The sequence below is a fragment of the Streptomyces sp. NPDC107500 genome (assembly GCF_055582785.1).
Genome location: NZ_JBVJPF010000001.1, coordinates 124,777 through 140,883, shown reverse-complemented (window position 1 = coordinate 140,883; position 16,107 = coordinate 124,777). Strand labels below are relative to the sequence as shown.

18 protein-coding genes are annotated in these 16,107 nt (G+C 69.2%); 6 read left to right on the top strand and 12 right to left on the bottom strand.

The genetic code is table 11. From position 1 onward, the window contains the following. Window positions 1–51 precede the first annotated feature (51 nt). Together rph and ACZ67M_RS00575 are read right to left on the bottom strand one after the other, a co-directional pair. Complete coding sequence (gene rph, locus ACZ67M_RS00580) at window positions 52–789, bottom strand: ribonuclease PH (protein ID WP_114532416.1); 738 nt, start codon at window positions 787–789, stop codon at window positions 52–54. A 94-nt stretch (window positions 790–883) separates the two neighbouring features. Then, window positions 884–1,117, bottom strand: a complete 234-nt coding sequence (locus ACZ67M_RS00575) for a PTS sugar transporter subunit IIB (RefSeq protein ID WP_064728108.1) — start codon at window positions 1,115–1,117, stop codon at window positions 884–886. 158 nt (window positions 1,118–1,275) lie between these two features. Between ACZ67M_RS00575 and ACZ67M_RS00570 the strand changes: the two genes are divergently transcribed. Both ACZ67M_RS00570 and ACZ67M_RS00565 read left to right on the top strand, forming a co-directional pair. Next, window positions 1,276–2,571 carry a PTS transporter subunit EIIC gene (locus ACZ67M_RS00570; protein WP_392008040.1) on the top strand — a complete coding sequence of 432 codons (1,296 nt, stop codon included), beginning with the start codon at window positions 1,276–1,278 and terminating at the stop codon, window positions 2,569–2,571. Window positions 2,572–2,797: 226 nt separating this feature from the next. After that, on the top strand, window positions 2,798–4,048 hold the full coding sequence (locus ACZ67M_RS00565; RefSeq protein ID WP_392008038.1) for a PTS transporter subunit EIIC: 1,251 nt from the start codon (window positions 2,798–2,800) through the stop codon (window positions 4,046–4,048). 76 nt (window positions 4,049–4,124) lie between these two features. Here the strand turns inward: ACZ67M_RS00565 and ACZ67M_RS00560 are convergent, their stop codons facing one another. Further along, window positions 4,125–4,877, bottom strand: a complete 753-nt coding sequence (locus ACZ67M_RS00560; protein ID WP_361353907.1) for an MBL fold metallo-hydrolase — start codon at window positions 4,875–4,877, stop codon at window positions 4,125–4,127. Between the two features lie 203 nt (window positions 4,878–5,080). On the opposite strand from ACZ67M_RS00560, the gene ACZ67M_RS00555 reads away from it, so the two are divergent. Then, complete coding sequence (locus tag ACZ67M_RS00555; protein ID WP_361353904.1) at window positions 5,081–5,545, top strand: type II toxin-antitoxin system PemK/MazF family toxin; 465 nt, start codon at window positions 5,081–5,083, stop codon at window positions 5,543–5,545. A 14-nt stretch (window positions 5,546–5,559) separates the two neighbouring features. Here ACZ67M_RS00555 and ACZ67M_RS00550 read toward each other — a convergent pair whose 3' ends face one another. From ACZ67M_RS00550 to clpS, 7 genes are all read right to left on the bottom strand, one after another. After that, window positions 5,560–6,510: a PLP-dependent cysteine synthase family protein gene (locus tag ACZ67M_RS00550; RefSeq protein ID WP_469848995.1), complete on the bottom strand. Its 951-nt coding sequence runs from the start codon at window positions 6,508–6,510 to the stop codon at window positions 5,560–5,562. A 5-nt stretch (window positions 6,511–6,515) separates the two neighbouring features. Beyond that, window positions 6,516–6,794: a MoaD/ThiS family protein gene (locus tag ACZ67M_RS00545; protein ID WP_122619852.1), complete on the bottom strand. Its 279-nt coding sequence runs from the start codon at window positions 6,792–6,794 to the stop codon at window positions 6,516–6,518. Between the two features lie 109 nt (window positions 6,795–6,903). Further along, a complete protein-coding gene (locus ACZ67M_RS00540) occupies window positions 6,904–6,999 on the bottom strand; it encodes a putative leader peptide (protein ID WP_019065921.1) in 96 nt (31 codons plus the stop codon). A gap of 79 nt (window positions 7,000–7,078) precedes the next feature. Beyond that, entirely contained in the window at window positions 7,079–7,501 is a 423-nt protein-coding gene (locus ACZ67M_RS00535; RefSeq protein WP_361353898.1) for a M67 family metallopeptidase, read from the bottom strand. Between the two features lie 144 nt (window positions 7,502–7,645). Continuing rightward, window positions 7,646–9,073 carry an amino acid permease gene (locus ACZ67M_RS00530; protein WP_361353895.1) on the bottom strand — a complete coding sequence of 476 codons (1,428 nt, stop codon included), beginning with the start codon at window positions 9,071–9,073 and terminating at the stop codon, window positions 7,646–7,648. 370 nt (window positions 9,074–9,443) lie between these two features. Further along, on the bottom strand, window positions 9,444–10,052 hold the full coding sequence (locus ACZ67M_RS00525; protein WP_361353892.1) for a DUF2017 domain-containing protein: 609 nt from the start codon (window positions 10,050–10,052) through the stop codon (window positions 9,444–9,446). A 41-nt stretch (window positions 10,053–10,093) separates the two neighbouring features. After that, a complete protein-coding gene (gene clpS / locus ACZ67M_RS00520) occupies window positions 10,094–10,411 on the bottom strand; it encodes an ATP-dependent Clp protease adapter ClpS (RefSeq protein ID WP_122619849.1) in 318 nt (105 codons plus the stop codon). Window positions 10,412–10,520: 109 nt separating this feature from the next. On the opposite strand from clpS, the gene ACZ67M_RS00515 reads away from it, so the two are divergent. Next, window positions 10,521–11,870, top strand: coding sequence for a nicotinate phosphoribosyltransferase (locus ACZ67M_RS00515; protein ID WP_361353889.1), 1,350 nt, complete (start codon window positions 10,521–10,523; stop codon window positions 11,868–11,870). A gap of 85 nt (window positions 11,871–11,955) precedes the next feature. After that, window positions 11,956–12,543, top strand: coding sequence for a nicotinamidase (locus ACZ67M_RS00510; protein WP_125493660.1), 588 nt, complete (start codon window positions 11,956–11,958; stop codon window positions 12,541–12,543). 4 nt (window positions 12,544–12,547) lie between these two features. Here the strand turns inward: ACZ67M_RS00510 and ACZ67M_RS00505 are convergent, their stop codons facing one another. After that, a complete protein-coding gene (locus ACZ67M_RS00505; RefSeq protein WP_361353886.1) occupies window positions 12,548–12,889 on the bottom strand; it encodes a hypothetical protein in 342 nt (113 codons plus the stop codon). A 146-nt stretch (window positions 12,890–13,035) separates the two neighbouring features. Then, window positions 13,036–15,387 (bottom strand): immune inhibitor A domain-containing protein, encoded by a 2,352-nt coding sequence (locus ACZ67M_RS00500; protein ID WP_361353883.1) that lies wholly within the window; start codon window positions 15,385–15,387, stop codon window positions 13,036–13,038. Between the two features lie 417 nt (window positions 15,388–15,804). On the opposite strand from ACZ67M_RS00500, the gene ACZ67M_RS00495 reads away from it, so the two are divergent. Further along, a complete protein-coding gene (locus tag ACZ67M_RS00495) occupies window positions 15,805–16,086 on the top strand; it encodes a hypothetical protein (RefSeq protein ID WP_392008027.1) in 282 nt (93 codons plus the stop codon). Window positions 16,087–16,107: the final 21 nt, after the last annotated feature.

The window sequence follows — 16,107 nt, the reverse complement described above, 5'->3', positions numbered from 1 at the left end:
CGTGAGTTGCGTGTCCGCACGCACTTCCTTGAGACGCCTTTGGGTCGCCCTTTACCTTTCCAGGGTCTCGTCGAGCGCCTTGCGCTGGAGTGCGGCGAGGTCGGCGCAGCCGGCGGTGGCGAGGTCGAGGAGCGTGTTGAGTTCGTCGCGTGCGAAGGGCTCGGCCTCGGCGGTGCCCTGGACCTCGACGAAGCGGCCGTCGCCGGTGCAGACGACGTTCATGTCGGTGTCGGCGCGCACGTCTTCCTCGTAGCGCAGGTCGAGGAGCGGGGTGCCGTCGACGATGCCGACCGAGACGGCGGAGACGGTGCCGGTCAGCGGCTTGCGACTGGGCCTGATCAGCTTCTTGGTCTGGCCCCACGCGATGGCGTCGGCGAGGGCGACGTAGGCGCCGGTGATGGCGGCGGTGCGGGTGCCGCCGTCGGCCTGGAGGACGTCGCAGTCCAGGACGATGGTGTTCTCGCCGAGCTGCTTGTAGTCGATGACGGCGCGCAGGGAACGGCCGATGAGGCGGCTGATCTCGTGGGTGCGGCCGCCGATGCGGCCCTTGACGGACTCGCGGTCGCCCCGGGTGTTGGTGGCGCGCGGGAGCATGGCGTACTCGGCGGTGACCCAGCCTTCGCCGCTGCCCTTGCGCCAGCGCGGGACGCCTTCGGTGACGGAGGCGTTGCAGAGGACTTTGGTGTCGCCGAAGGAGACGAGGACGGAGCCTTCGGCGTGCTTGCTCCAGCCGCGTTCGATGGTGACGGGGCGGAGCTGCTGGGGGGTGCGGCCGTCGATGCGTGACATGCGGGTGAGCCTAGCGGCCATGCGGAAGGGGCCTTGACCGCGGTGTAAAAGCCGCCGGGTCAAGGCCCCTTGCCGGTGAACCCGATGGGTCGGGTCACATCATGTCTTCGATTTCCGCGGCGATGGGGTCGGCGTCGGTGCCGATGACGACCTGGATGGCGGTGCCCATCTTGACGACGCCGTGGGCGCCCGCGGCCTTCAGGGCGGCTTCGTTGACCAGCGCGGGGTCGTTGACCTCGGTGCGGAGGCGGGTGATGCAGCCCTCGATCTCGTCGATGTTCTCGATGCCGCCGAGGCCGGCGACGATCTTCTCAGCCTTGCTGGCCATGTTCTTTCTCCCTGATCCGGACCGCTTTGTCGCAGTAACCCACAGTTGGCCCATCTTCGCGAGCCATCGCGGGGTGGGTGCCGAATGATGGCGTCACGGCGACGGAGCCGTCTGTCAACTGGTCTACACCAGTGTACCGGCGACCGGATGGAGACCGGATGAGTGCCGACAGTGCGGTCAGCCCCGGGCGGGCCCGTTGGAACAAGGCGTTCCAGGGCCTGCAGAAGATGGGCCGCAGTCTTCAGTTGCCCATCGCGGTCCTTCCCGCCGCCGGCATTCTCAACCGGCTCGGACAGCCGGACGTCTTCGGGGACGACGGTCTCGGCTGGTCGAACGTCTCGAAGGTGATGACCGGTGCGGGCGGCGCGCTGCTCGACGGCTCGCTGGGGCTGCCGCTGCTGTTCTGCGTGGGCGTGGCCATCGGGATGGCGAAGAAGGCGGACGGTTCCACGGCGCTGGCGGCGGTGGCGGGGTTCCTCGTCTACTTCAACGTGCTGCGGCAGTTCCCGGAGGACTGTCCGGAGGGTGCGGTGGCCATCCCGCAGATCGGCTGCCGGCTGACGGACGGGTCGGAGACGGTGACCGCGTTCACCTTCCAGAACCCGGGGGTGTTCGGCGGCATCGTGATGGGGCTGCTGACGGCCTATTTCTGGCAGCGCTTCCACCGTACGAAGCTGGTGGACTGGCTCGGGTTCTTCAACGGGCGCCGGCTGGTGCCGATCATCATGGCGTTCACGGCGATCGTGTTCGCGGCGCTGTGCCTGTGGGTGTGGCCGCCGATCGGTGACGCGCTGGAGAGCTTCAGCGACTGGCTGAACGGACTGGGCGCGTGGGGTTCGGGCATCTTCGGGGTCGCGAACCGGGCGTTGCTGGTGATCGGCCTGCACCAGTTCCTGAACGTGCCGATGTGGTTCCAGTTCGGCTCGTACACCAAGCCCGACGGCACGGTGGTGCACGGCGACATCAACATGTTCCTGGCGGGCGATCCGACGGCGGGCCAGTTCACCACGGGCTTCTTCCCGATCATGATGTTCGCGCTGCCGGCGGCGGCGTTGGCGATCACGCACTGCGCGAAGCCGCACCGGCGCAAGGAGGTCGGGGGCCTGATGCTGTCGGTGGCGCTGACGTCGTTCGTGACGGGGATCACGGAGCCGCTGGAGTACTCGTTCCTCTTCATCGCGCCGGTGCTGTACGCGGTGCACGCGGTGCTGACGGGTGTGTCGATGGCGGTGACGTGGGCGCTGGGCGTGAAGGACGGGTTCAGCTTCTCGGCGGGGCTGATCGACTACGTCATCAACTGGAACCTGGCGACCAGGCCGTGGCTGATCATCCCGATCGGGCTGTGCTTCGCGGCGGTGTACTACGTGGTCTTCCGGTTCGCGATCACGAAGTTCGACCTCAAGACCCCGGGCCGGGAGCCCGAGGACGAGGTGGAGGACGTCACGAAGGTGTAGACCTCACGTACCCTCACGTACCCTTTGCACGTGGTCTCCCGAAGGCCCCCGGACCGCCCGGTCCGGGGGCCTTCGGCGCGCCCCGCACGCGTCTGAACTGGGGCCTTGTTCCGGCACTGCGCGTAGCGCTCCGGTAGCGGAATCGCGGGTTCCTTACGCGGCCTTCATCGTGCTACAACAGGTCTACACCACTGAGTGGTGTAGACCACCACCCGATGGAGGAAGTATGAGCACCGCCACCGACAAGGCGGCCCCCGCAAAGAAGCGGGGATCTGGTCTTTTCCAGGGTCTTCAGAAGGTCGGCCGCAGCCTTCAGCTCCCGATCGCCGTGCTGCCGGCGGCGGGCATCATGGTCCGGCTCGGCCAGGACGACATCTTCGGCAAGGACGGCCTCGGCTGGGACCGGGTCGCCGCGGTCTTCAACAACGCCGGCGGTGCCCTGACCGGATCGCTTCCGATCCTGTTCTGCATAGGCGTGGCCATCGGTTTCGCCAAGAAGGCGGACGGCTCGACGGCCCTGGCCGCGGTGGTCGGCTTCCTCGTCTACAGCAAGGTCCTCGAGGCCTTCCCGGTCACCGAGGCGGTGGTCCAGAAGGGCGAGGACGTCGCCGCGACGTACAACGACCCGGGGGTGCTCGGCGGCATCATCATGGGTCTGCTCGCCGCCGTGCTGTGGCAGCGGTTCCACCGCACCAGGCTGGTGGACTGGCTCGGCTTCTTCAACGGGCGCCGGCTGGTGCCGATCATCATGGCCTTCGTCGGCATCGTGGTCGGTGTCTTCTTCGGTCTGGTCTGGGAGCCCATCGGCACCGGCATCTCCAACTTCGGCGAGTGGATGACGGGTCTCGGCTCGGGCGGCGCGGCCCTGTTCGGCGGCGTGAACCGGGCGCTGATCCCGGTCGGCATGCACCAGTTCGTGAACACCGTGGCCTGGTTCCAGCTCGGCGACTTCACCAACTCCGCCGGTGAGGTCGTGCACGGTGACATCACCCGCTTCCTGGCCGGTGACCCGTCCGCCGGCATCTTCCAGTCGGGCTTCTTCCCGATCATGATGTTCGGCCTGCCGGCCGCCGCCATCGCCATCGCGCACACCGCCCGCCCGGAGCGCCGCAAGGCCGTCCTCGGCATGATGGTCTCGCTCGCGCTGACCTCGTTCGTCACGGGTGTGACCGAGCCGATCGAGTTCTCGTTCATGTTCATCGCGCCGGTCCTGTACGTGCTGCACGCGCTGCTCACCGCGATATCCATGGCGGTCACCTGGGGCCTGGGTGTGCACGCGGGCTTCAACTTCTCGGCCGGTGCCATCGACTACGCCCTGAACTGGCACCTGGCTACCAAGCCATGGCTGATCATCCCGATCGGTCTGGTGTTCGCGGCGATCTACTACGTGACGTTCCGCTTCGCGATCGTCAAGTTCGACCTGAAGACCCCGGGCCGCGAGCCCGAGGAGGAGGTCGAGGACCTCACGAAGGCGTGAGTCCCCGCCGTACGGCGTGAAGAAGGCCCCGGAACCGGGAAGGTTCCGGGGCCTTCGCGTACGTCCGCGGGCGGGGCTAGACCTCGTACACCGCACCCGTCGCCGCGACCTCCACCGCTCCGTCGTAGACCTCGCGCGCGTCGGCCAGGTTGACCCGGGGGTCGGTCCACGGGGGGATGTGGGTGAGCACCAGGCGGCGGGCGCCGGCGCGGGTGGCGGTCTCGCCGGCCTCGCGGCCGTTGAGGTGCAGGTCGGGGATGTTCTCCTTGCCGTGCGTGAAGGCGGCCTCGCACAGGAACAGGTCGGTGTCCCGGGCGAGTTCGTCCAGCGTGGGGGTGACACCCGTGTCGCCGGAGTAGGTGAGCGAGCGGCCGCCGTGCTCGACGCGGATGGCGTAGGCCTCCACGGGGTGGGCGACCCGCTCGGTGTGCACGGTGAACGGGCCGATCTCGAAGGTCGACGGCTTGACCGTGTGGAAGTCGAACACCTCGCTCATGGACGAGGCCGAGGGGGTGTCGGCGTAGGCGGTGGTGAGCCGGTGCTCGGTGCCCTCGGGTCCGTAGACCGGGAGCGGGGCGCAGCGGCCGCCTTCGTGCCGGTAGTAGCGCGCCACGAAGTAGGCGCACATGTCGATGCAGTGGTCGGAGTGCAGGTGGCTGAGGAAGATCGCGTCGAGGTCGTAGAGACCGCAGTGGCGCTGCAACTCGCCGAGGGCACCGTTGCCCATGTCGAGGAGCAGCCGGAAGCCGTCGGCCTCGACGAGGTAGCTCGAGCAGGCCGATTCCGCGGACGGGAACGACCCCGAGCAGCCGACGACGGTGAGCTTCATGAAGCAGAAACCTCCGCTGGCGCGTATGGAGAGACGGGGGTCGTGCGGTTTGTCGAGCGTAAGGCGCAAAACCCCGGGTCGCTCCTCCACCAGGGTGCGTTGTGGGCGAACTCACCTGCGGTGTCACCGGTTCGGCTGGAACCGGGGCGCGTGGGGGCACTGAAGGGGCGCGCGAGGAGATTGCGCGCCGGTACCGTCTCGGTATGCACACGTCCTGGTGGCTCGCCCTCGCGGCGGTGGTCCTGCTCGCAGCCGTCGCCACGGTCGTCGACGGCTGGGGCCGCGGTCGTCGTCCTCCCCGGCCGGGCGGCAGCCGGCGGCCGCCGGGACGCCCCACGGGTCCCCGCGCCCGGTCCACGCGTCCGCGGCCCGCGGAGATCTGGTGGGCGAACGTGCCGTACGAGGACACCGCCGGCGCCAAGGACCGGCCGTGCCTGGTGATCTCGGTGCGTGGGCGGCGGGTGCTGGTCGCGAAGATCACCACGCGGCACCGGGACGGGCGGACCGGGGTGATCACGTTGCCGCCGGGCTCGGTCGGGGACGCCCGGGGCCGGACGAGTTTCCTGGAGACCGACGAGCTGCGTGAGGTGCCCGTGGGCGACTTCCGGCGCCGGGTGGGTGTGGTGGACCCGGTCCTGTGGGACCAGGTCCGTCACCTCGCGCCGTAGACCTCAGCCGCCGGTCAGGCCCAGAGCTGGCCGTGGAGGGTCTCGATGGCCGCTTCGGTGGTGGCCGCCGTGTAGACGCCGGTGGAGAGGTACTTCCAGCCGCCGTCGGCGACGACGAACACGATGTCCGCGCTCTCGCCGGCCTTCACCGCCTTCTTGCCCACGCCGATCGCGGCGTGCAGCGCGGCGCCGGTGGAGACGCCCGCGAAGATGCCCTCCTGCTGGAGGAGTTCCCGGGTGCGGGTGACCGCGTCGGCGGAGCCCACCGAGAAGCGGGTGGTGAGTACGGAGGCGTCGTACAGCTCGGGTACGAAGCCCTCGTCGAGGTTGCGCAGCCCGTACACCAGGTCGTCGTAGCGCGGCTCGGCGGCGACGATCCTGACGTCCGGCTTGTGCTCGCGCAGGTAGCGGCCGACGCCCATCAGGGTGCCGGTGGTGCCGAGGCCCGCCACGAAGTGCGTGATCGAGGGCAGGTCGGCCAGGATCTCGGGGCCGGTGCCGGCGTAGTGGGCGCCGGCGTTGTCCGGGTTGCCGTACTGGTAGAGCATCACCCAGTCCGGGTGCTCGGCGGAGAGTTCCTTGGCGACCCGTACCGCGGTGTTGGAGCCGCCCGCGGCCGGCGAGGAGATGATCTCCGCGCCCCACATGGTGAGCAGGTCCCGGCGTTCCTGCGAGGTGTTCTCGGGCATCACGCAGACGATGCGGTACCCCTTGAGCCTGGCCGCCATGGCCAGGGAGATCCCGGTGTTCCCGCTGGTGGGCTCCAGGATCGTGCAGCCCGGGGTGAGCCGGCCGTCCTTCTCCGCCTGCTCGATCATGTGCAGCGCGGGGCGGTCCTTGATCGACCCGGTCGGGTTGCGGTCCTCCAGCTTGGCCCAGATGCGGACGTCCTCGGACGGCGAGAGCCGCGGCAGGCGCACCAGGGGGGTGTTGCCCACCGCCGCCAGCGGGGAGTCGTACCGCATCCCGATCAGGCCATACCGCCGGCGACGGCCGGCAGGATCGTGATGCTGTCGCCGTCGCTGAGCTTGGTGTCGATGCCGTCCAGGAAGCGGACGTCCTCGTCGTTCAGGTAGACGTTGACGAAGCGGCGCAGCTGCTCTCCGTCCACGATGCGGGCCTGGATGCCCGTGTGCCGGGTCTCGAGGTCGGCGAAGAGCTTGGCGAGGGTGTCCCCGTTGCCCTCCACCGCCTTCTGACCGTCGGTGTACTGGCGGAGGATGGTCGGGATGCGGACCTCGATGGCCATGACTGAGGGCTCCTGTCGGAAGTTCGTGGTGGGTTCGGGGGGCACGGCGGCGGCACACGTCGGCACGCCGCGGCGCACGGCCTCAGGGCCGTACGGCGGCGGCGGAGGATCAACAGATGGCGCTGTTCAGCCTGCACAGGTCGACGTGCAGCCGCGCCACGAGCAGCGTGCCCGGCGCCTTGTCGCTCACGTCGAGAAGAACCATGGGCTCATCGTATCGATTCCCGGTCCGGCTTCCGGAGTGTGATATCGCATCGTGGACGATTTTCGTCCGCCATGCGATATCAGTAGGTCTCCACCACCTTGACCTCCTCCTCCGTGACCTCTCCCGCCACGATCCGGAACGAACGGAACTGGAAGTCGCCGGCGCCGTCGGCGTCCGCCGTGGAGACCAGGACGTAGTGCGCGCCGGGCTCGTTGGCGTAGCTGATGTCGGTGCGGGAGGGGTAGGCCTCGGTGGCGGTGTGCGAGTGGTAGATGACCGCCGGCTCCTCGTCGCGGTCGTCCATCTCGCGGTAGAGCTTGAGCAGGTCCTGCGAGTCGAACTCGTAGAAGGTGGGTGAGCGGGCCGCGTTCAGCATCGGGATGAACCGCTCGGGGCGGCCCTCGCCCTCGGGGCCGGCCACCACGCCGCACGCCTCGTCGGGGTGGTCCTCGCGCGCGTGGGCGACGATCTGGTCGTACAGGGCCTGGGTGATGGTCAGCATGCGGCCAGGATAAGCAGAAGGGCCGGTCCGTACCGAGGGGTGGTACGGACCGGCCCGTATGCCGGACATCCTGAGCGGTGGCCGTGCCGGGTGCCACGAGCACCCCGTGCGGCCGGATGTCCGCGAGGCGCGCGAACGCGCAGGTCAGCCGATCTTCTCCAGCTCCGACTCGCCGTGCCGCTCGGCGATCTGCGGGTTGCGGCTCTTGAGCACGGCCCAGCCGATGCCGAGGGCGGCGGCCCAGCCGGCCATCACGTACAGACAGACGCGGGCGTCGGCGTCGTAGGCGATGAGGCAGGTGACGAAGAGGAGGAAGGCGATGGCGATGTAGGAGCAGACGGAGCCGCCCGGGGCCGGGAAGGAGGACGCGGGCAGGCGGCCCGCGACGACCTTGCGGCGGTACAGGACGTGGCTGATGAGGATCATCAGCCAGGTCCAGATGCCGGCCGCGGTGGCGATGGAGGTGACGTAGCCGAAGGCCTTCTCCGGGACGACGTAGTTCAGCACCACGCCGATGCCCATGAAGACGACGGAGACCGCGATGCCGAACGCCGGGGTCTTGGTCGACGACAGCCTGCTGAAGACCTTGGGGGCCTCGCCGTTGTCCGCCAGGGTGCGCAGCATGCGGCCCGTGGAGTACATGCCGGAGTTGCAGGAGGACAGGGCGGCGGTCAGCACGACGAAGTTGACGATGCCGGCGCCGGCCGGGATGCCGATGACCGTGAACGCCTCCACGAAGGGGCTGACGCCCTCGGCGAACTCGGTCCACTTGACCACCGCCAGGATGACGGTGAGGGCGCCGACGTAGAAGAGCGCGATGCGCCAGGGCAGGGTGTTGATCGCCTTGGGGAGGGTCTTCTCCGGGTTCTCGGACTCGCCGGCGGTGACGCCGACCAGCTCGACGGCGAGGTAGGCGAACATGACGCCCTGAAGGGTCATCAGGGACGAGCCGATGCCCTTGGGGAAGAAGCCGTCGAAGGCCCACAGGTTGGAGACGGCGGCGGTGTCGCCGGCCTGGCTGAAGCCGAGGGTGAGCACGCCGAGGCCGATCACGATCATGCCGATGATGGCGGTGACCTTGACCATCGAGAACCAGAACTCGATCTCGCCGAAGAGTTTCACCGAGATGAGGTTGGCCCCGAAGAGCAGGACCAGGAAGACCAGGGCGGAGACCCATTGCGGGATCTCGGGGAACCAGTAGTGGATGTAGATGGCGGCGGCGGTGAGTTCCGCCATGCCGGTGACCACCCACATCAGCCAGTACGTCCAGCCGGTGAAGTAACCGAAGAAGGGGCCGAGGAACTCGCGCGAGTACTCGGCGAAGGAGCCGGAGACGGGACGGTAGAGCAGGAGCTCGCCGAGCGCCCGCATGATGAAGAAGATGATCACGCCCGCGAGGGCGTACATGAGGATGATGCTGGGGCCGGCCTTGGCGATGTTCGCCCCGGCGCCCAGGAAGAGACCGACGCCGATCGCGCCGCCGATCGCGATCATCTGGACCTGGCGGCTGTTGAGTCCGCGCTCGTAGCCCTCTTCCGGTGCCTTCTCCGTGTCGACCTGCGCAGAGGTCATGTGTGATGCGCCTTTCTCCATGCCGATCCGGACCTTTGGTCGGTCTCGGATCGGGTCGCGATCCCCCCGGATGATGGAGCTGAGCGGGCCTCACATCCCGCTCGGTGCCTGGCCGGCGGTCGCCGGCTCGGTGGCGCACCCGGCCGAACATTCGGGTGGTGTTCGCCGGGCGGTCGTGAAGATTTACCACGACGGCGGCGCTGATCACAGGGGCGCTCTGTGACGTGTCACACAGGTAGAAGCGGACAAAACGCACTCGGGGGGTGCAAAGAAGGGCACGGCTTTGACGGGATCGTTATCCGGATTTGAGGCTCCGCTGAGCGGACACGAAGGGTGACCGAACCGCCACCTTCCGGGCATAACTCCGCGGTCAGGGCATGAGGGTGGCGACGAGCGACTCCTGGAGCCCGCCGAGCCACAGGTACGCCATCACCATCGGCTTGCGCGGATCCTCGTCCGGGAGCCGGTAGAGCAGGTCGGTGTCGTCCTCGTCGGCGATCTCCAGCCGGGAGCCGATCGCGAGGCGGAGGTCGTTCAGGGCGCCCAGCCACTGCCGGGACTCCTCAGGCGACAGCTTCAGCACCGCCGCGTCCTTGCCGGCCGACCGGGAACTCACGGCGTCCAGCGCGCGGATCACGGCGAGCGCGGTCTCCCGCTTGCCGGCCCGCAGGTCGTTCTCGGTGTACCGGCGGAACTCGGCGGAGGACGCCCGCTGCTCCTCGGCCTCCCGGGCCTGCGGGGTGCCCTCGGGGTCGCCGTAGGCGTCCGGGAACAGGCGGCGCAGCACGGGGTCGGACGGCGGCTCGCTCGGACCCTCGGCGAACAGCTCGGCGAGCGGGTCGTCGGAGGCGTCCTCGGCGGGGCCGGGGCCGATCAGCTCCAGGAGCTGCACGGCCAGCGAGCGGATGATCGAGATCTCGACGTCGTCGAGGGCGACGGCCGCGCCGCCGCCGGGGAGCGGTTCGAACTGTCCTGACATGGCGGCGATTCAGCTACTTCCGTCCTGCGGGTGGGCGAGGGTCATTTCCGGTCCTGCTGGAGGGTGGCCCACAGGCCGTAGCCGTGCATGGCCTGGACGTCCCGCTCCATCTCCTCGCGCGAGCCGGCGGAGACGACCGCCCGGCCCTTGTGGTGGACATCCATCATCAGCTTGGTGGCCTTGTCCTTGGAGTAGCCGAAGTACGACTGGAAGACGTACGTCACGTAGCTCATGAGGTTGACGGGGTCGTTGTGCACGATCGTCACCCAGGGCACGTCGGGCTCGGGTACGGCGAAGACCTCCTCCGCCGATTCGGTCTTCTCGATCTCCATGGGTGCGGCTGCCGTCACAGGGCCCATGCTGCCACCACAGGGGGGCACCCGCACAAACGGGCCTGTGGCGGGCGCCACGCGAACCGGGCCCGCATCGAAATCGTCAGAGTGACGAAATGGGGGTACGATCCGTCGTATGAACACAGCGGACCTTGGGCTGCCGGTCGACGTTCCGTCCACGGCGCTCTTCACCGACCAGTACGAGCTGACCATGCTGCGGGCCGCCCTGAAGGCGGGCACCGCCGGGCGGCGGAGCGTGTTCGAGGTCTTCACCCGCCGGCTGCCCGACGGGCGCCGATACGGCGTCGTGGCGGGCACCGGGCGAGTGCTGGACGCGGTGGAGAACTTCCGCTTCGACGCGGACGTGCTGCGCTTCCTGCGCGAGAAGGACATCGTCGACGAGCAGACCCTGGACTGGCTCGCCGGGTACCGCTTCAGCGGCGACATCTGGGGCTACCCCGAGGGCGAGGTGTACTTCCCCGGCTCGCCGATCATGCGGGTCGAGGGGACCTTCGGCGAGTGTGTGCTGCTGGAGACGGTGATCCTCTCCATCCTGAACCACGACTCGGCGATCGCCGCCGCCGCCTCCCGGATGTCCTCGGCCGCCGGGGACCGCCCGCTGATCGAGATGGGCGCCCGGCGCACCCACGAGCTGGCCGCGGTCGCCGCCGCCCGCTCCGCCTACGTCGGCGGCTTCGCCACCACCTCCGACCTGGCCGCCGGCTTCCGCTACAACATCCCCACCGTCGGCACCTCGGCGCACGCCTTCACCCTGCTGCACGACAAGGAGCGCGACGCCTTCCGGGCCCAGGTCGACGCCCTCGGCCGGGACACCACGCTCCTGGTGGACACCTACGACGTCGCCGAGGCCGTCCGTACGGCGGTGGAGGTCGCCGGGCCCGAGCTGGGCGCCGTGCGCATCGACTCCGGCGACCTGCTGCTGGTCGCGCACCGGGTGCGCCAGCAGCTGGACGAGCTGGGCGCCACCCGGACGAAGATCGTCGTGACCTCGGACCTGGACGAGTACGCCATCGCCTCGCTGGCCGCGGCGCCCGTGGACGCGTACGGGGTCGGCACCCAGCTGGTGACCGGGTCCGGGCACCCGACGGCCTCGATGGTCTACAAGCTGGTCGCCCGCGAGTCCGGCGGCGCCGGCGAGGGCGCGCCGCTGGTGCCGGTGGCCAAGAAGTCCAGCGGCGGCAAGACGTCGATCGGCGGACGCAAGTGGGCCGCCCGGCGCCTGGACGCCGACGGCCACGCGGAGGCCGAGGTGATCGGCACCGGACCGGTGCCCGCGGACCTCGCCGACCGGCAGCTCCTGGTCGAGCTGGTCAGGGGCGGTGAGGTGGTCGCCCGCGAGCCGCTGGACGCCGCCCGGGACCGGCACGCGGCCGCGCGCGCCGGGCTGCCGCTGTCCGCGACGCAGCTCTCCCGAGGGGAACCAGTCATTCCGACGGAGTACGCGCACGAGGGCTCGGGTAACTAAAGCTGGTACGGACCGCCAGGCCCCGCACCGCCCGTTCCCACCGACCTCACCATCGACCAATCGACCCAGTCGAAGGACACCGACCATGCGCCGCGCCTTGATCGTCGTAGACGTGCAGAACGACTTCTGCGAGGGGGGCAGCCTCGCGGTGTCCGGCGGTGCCGACGTGGCCGCCGCCATCACCGAGCTGATCGGGCAGGCGCCCGCCGGCTACCGCCACGTCGTGGCCACCCGCGACCACCACATCGCGCCGGGCGGCCACTTCGCCGACAACCCCGACTACGTCCACTCCTGGCCGGCGCACTGCGTCGCCGGCACCGAGGGGGTCGGCTTCCATCCGAACTTCGCGCCGGCCGTCGCCTCCGGCGCCATAGACGCCGTCTTCGACAAGGGCGCGTACTCGGCGGCCTACAGCGGCTTCGAGGGCGCCGACGAGAACGGCACGCCGCTCGCCGAGTGGCTGCGGGCCCGGGAGATCGACGAGGTCGACGTGGTGGGCATCGCCACCGACCACTGCGTGCGGGCCACCGCCCTGGACGCGGCCCGCGAGGGCTTCCGCACCCAGGTGCTGCTCGACCTGACCGCCGGGGTGGCCCAGGCGACCACCGAGCGGGCTCTGGAGGAGCTGCTGGAGGCGGGCGTGGAGCTGTCCGGGAAGCCGGTCGTCCAGTAGCCCGCTACGTCTGGGCGGTCGGCCGTCTGAGCAGGGCGCGGATCGGGTGCCACAGCTCCTGGACCAGGTCCGGGCCGCCCGCCACCCCGGCGACCGGCGCCGTGCGCCATATCAGTCCGTCCGGGTGGTGCAGGACCGCGGTGATCTCGTCCGGGGTCGGCGGGGCCGCGTTGCCCCGCAGGTAGACCGCGCGCAGCCCCAGGTTGCGCAGCCTGGTCAGGGCGCGCGCCCGGTTGCGGGCGTGGACGAGAAAGCGCAGGCTGCCCTCCGGGCAGGCGGGGCTGGGCAGGTTCAGTGCCACCACCACCGTGCCGTTCGGCAGCTTGCAGAAGCCTCCTGCGGCCATGCGGTCATACCCCCGTGTCAGCCGGCGTCGGTCCGGGCGTCGGGCCCGGTGTCAATAAGAGAACCACAGGACGCACCTAAACACGGATCGGCGGTGACCCGCCAGGGGGTCACCGCCGAACACCGTCTGACCTGCACTAATGCTGTTTACCTGCCGGCGGAGCCCACTTCCAGCTCGATCGTCGAGCCGTCCTTGGCCTCCTTGAGGATCTTGATCTTCGTGTTGGTGTCAGTGATCTTGACACCGCCGGTCGGGTTCGCCGGGTCGTAGTAGGTGTTCGTGCGGTCGTTGAAGACCGAGACGCCCTTCGAGCCCGGGACGTACTTCGCGACGTCCGCCTTGTGCAGCGTCATGCCGTCCGTCTTGTAGAGGCTGAACGGCGAGTCGTACGCCTGGATGCGGTTGCGCATCAGGGTGCCGTCCTTCCACTTCAGCGCGGTCGGGTGCGAGTCGATCGGCAGGACCAGGCCGGAGCCCGGGTGCTGGCTGGTGTTGTTGTCCGCCTGGGAGGTGTCCCACTTCCAGATCAGCAGGCCGTTCTGGTACGGGTAGTGCTCCACCCAGTCCGGGCGCTCCGAGAAGCCGAAGTTGTACGGGCCGGTCTTCAGCGTCTTGTCGTACGACACGTACTGACGGTTCTCGGCGATGTAGTACTGCGCGTAGTCCTTGGTGAAGGACGCGCCGACGCGGGAGAAGCCGTTGGCGGTCCAAGCGGCGTCCGCGGTCTCGGCGTTGTCGGTGAAGAGCGCCTGACCGTCGGCCGTCACCGTGATCGCGTCGGCCGTGAAGCCCTTCTGGGCCACGCCGCCGTCGGTCTGGTAGCGGAAGCGGAGGTCGATCTTCTTGCCGGCGTAGGCGTCCAGCGGGTAGGCCAGCTTGCCGTAGGCGTCGGCCGTGCCGTGCAGGGCCGGCTTGTCGGCGGCGTCGCGCGGGATCGGCTGGCCGTCGAACGTGCCGTCGATGGCGGTCCAGTTGGCGCCGCCGTCGGTGGACACCTCGGTGTAGAGGTAGTCGTAGTTGGCCTCGATGTCGTACCAGCCGTCCAGGGTGAGGGCGGCGGACGTCTTGCCGGTGAGGTCGACGCTGCGGGTCAGCGTGTTCTTGAGGTTGTCACCGCTGCCGCTCCACCACTGGGTCTTGCCCTCGGCGGGGGTGACGATCTCGGTGGTGACCGCCTTCTTCGGCAGCTCGACGACCAGGCCCTGCTTGTGCTTGGTGTTGTACTCGGCCAGGCCCAGCTTGTGCCAGGAGCTGACGCCCGCCTTGGCGGTGTCGTAGTTCAGCCAGCCCAGCTGGAGCTTGTCCCAGGCGTTCATGTCGCCGGGCAGGTCGCCGATCTCGTTGCGACCGGTGCCCAGCCACGAACCGGACGACATCAGCGTCCAGAAGCCGGTGGAGTTGTCGCCGCCGGCCGTGTCGTAGTGGTCCGGCAGACCGAGGTCGTGGCCGTACTCGTGGGCGTAGACGCCGAGTCCGCCGTTCTCCGGCTGGATCGTGTAGTCGCCGACCCAGACGCCGGTGGAGCCGATCTGCGAGCCGCCGAGCTTGTTCTGCTCGGGGCCGGTGGCGCCGGCGTCGGTGCCGAAGGCGTACCAGCGGTGCGCCCAGATCGCGTCGGTGCCCTGGGCGCCGCCGCCCGCGGACTCGTCCTCGCCCGCGTGCACGACCTGGAAGTGGTCGATGTAGCCGTCGGGCTCGTTGAAGTCGCCGTCGCCGTCGAAGTCGTAGCGGTCCCACTCGTCGAAGCGGGCGGCGTCCGCCTTGATCTGGGCGTCGGTGCGGCCGGCCGCCTTCTGCTGCTCGACCCAGGCGTTCAGGCCGTCGCTGACGACGTTCCACACGCTCGGGCAGTTGGTGTCGCCGCAGGCGTTGTTGCCGTAGCGCGCCTCGTTGTAGGGGACCTTGACCCAGTCGGAGACCTCGCCCTCGACCGAGTAGCGGCCGGAGGACTGCTTCTCGTAGTACGTCTTGACCGAGTCGACGCCCTTGCCGGAACCGAAGTACAGGTCCTGGAAGTGCTGCTGGTCGTAGTCCTCCTTCCAGGCCGTGGAGTTGTCCGTCTTGCGGTTCGGCTTGGCTATCTTGTTGTGCAGCGGGCCGGCCTCGCCGCCGTAGCGGCTGTCGACCTTGTCGCCGAACTCGACCAGGATGGTGAAGATCTTGTCGGTCTTCTCCCGGCCCAGCTCGACGTACTTGCTGTCGCCCTTCTTGCTCTTGAGCTGGACGACGTTGGAGCCGTCCTTCTTCTTCACCGAGGCCTTGCCGGATATGACCTGGTTCAGGGCCTCCTCACGCTGAGCGGCCTGTGTGTCGCTCAGCGGACCCTTGAGGTCGTGGGAGTCCGTGCCCTTGGCCGGGTTCGGGTCTTGGCGGTCCACGGCCGAGGGCCGGGCCGGCGAGTCCGCCTGGGCCACGCCGGCCGCGGACAGCGTGGCGGTCGCCGCGGCGAATGCGACGGTGGTCGCCGCCGTTCTGAACATCCAGGATCTGCTGGTCACTTGAGTTCCTCCCCCGCGTCCACGCGCGCGGATGGGGGGACAAGGACAGAGCAAAGTCCGCGCACACGTGCTCAACGCGTGTAGTCAAGTGACGACATTTGACTAGAGGTTCACCAGAAAAGACAGACCTTGACTTGAGCAGAACAAGTGCACTATGCGGAGACCTCGTTCGCTTTGCGGACACCCGACCAGGGCCGCCGGCCCCTCCGGCGGGCGCGCGGCACCGTCCACTTCCCGGACGCCATGAATCCGTGCGCCCCCCGTGCATCGGCCATGTCGGTTAGGTCATGCTTACTGCTGGTTCCACTCGGGCACACAGCGGGTTAGAGTCGCTTGGCCGAACGCCCGGAAGCCGGCGGACAGCCAGGCCGACAGCCCGTCTCACCCCCAAGATTGCCTTCCGAGGACACGATGGCCATGCCCCGTCCGACTGCCGCACAGTTCGCCTACGGTTCGTGCACCGTGATCTTCTCGACACTCGCCATGCTGCTGCTGTCACAGACGAGTTCGGGTCCCTCAGTCGCCGTCATCGCCGTCGCCGCGCTCGCCCTCGGGCTGCTGGTCGCCGTGACGGTCCCCCAGCCCAGGACACGCACCATGTCCCCCGTCGCCGCCCGCGGGCCCGCCGCGGACCGGACGCCGGTGCCGGCGGCCCGGATCTCCGCGGGGGCGGGCGAGTCGCGGGGACGCGCCGCGTAGGAACCGACGGCCGGGCCGCCG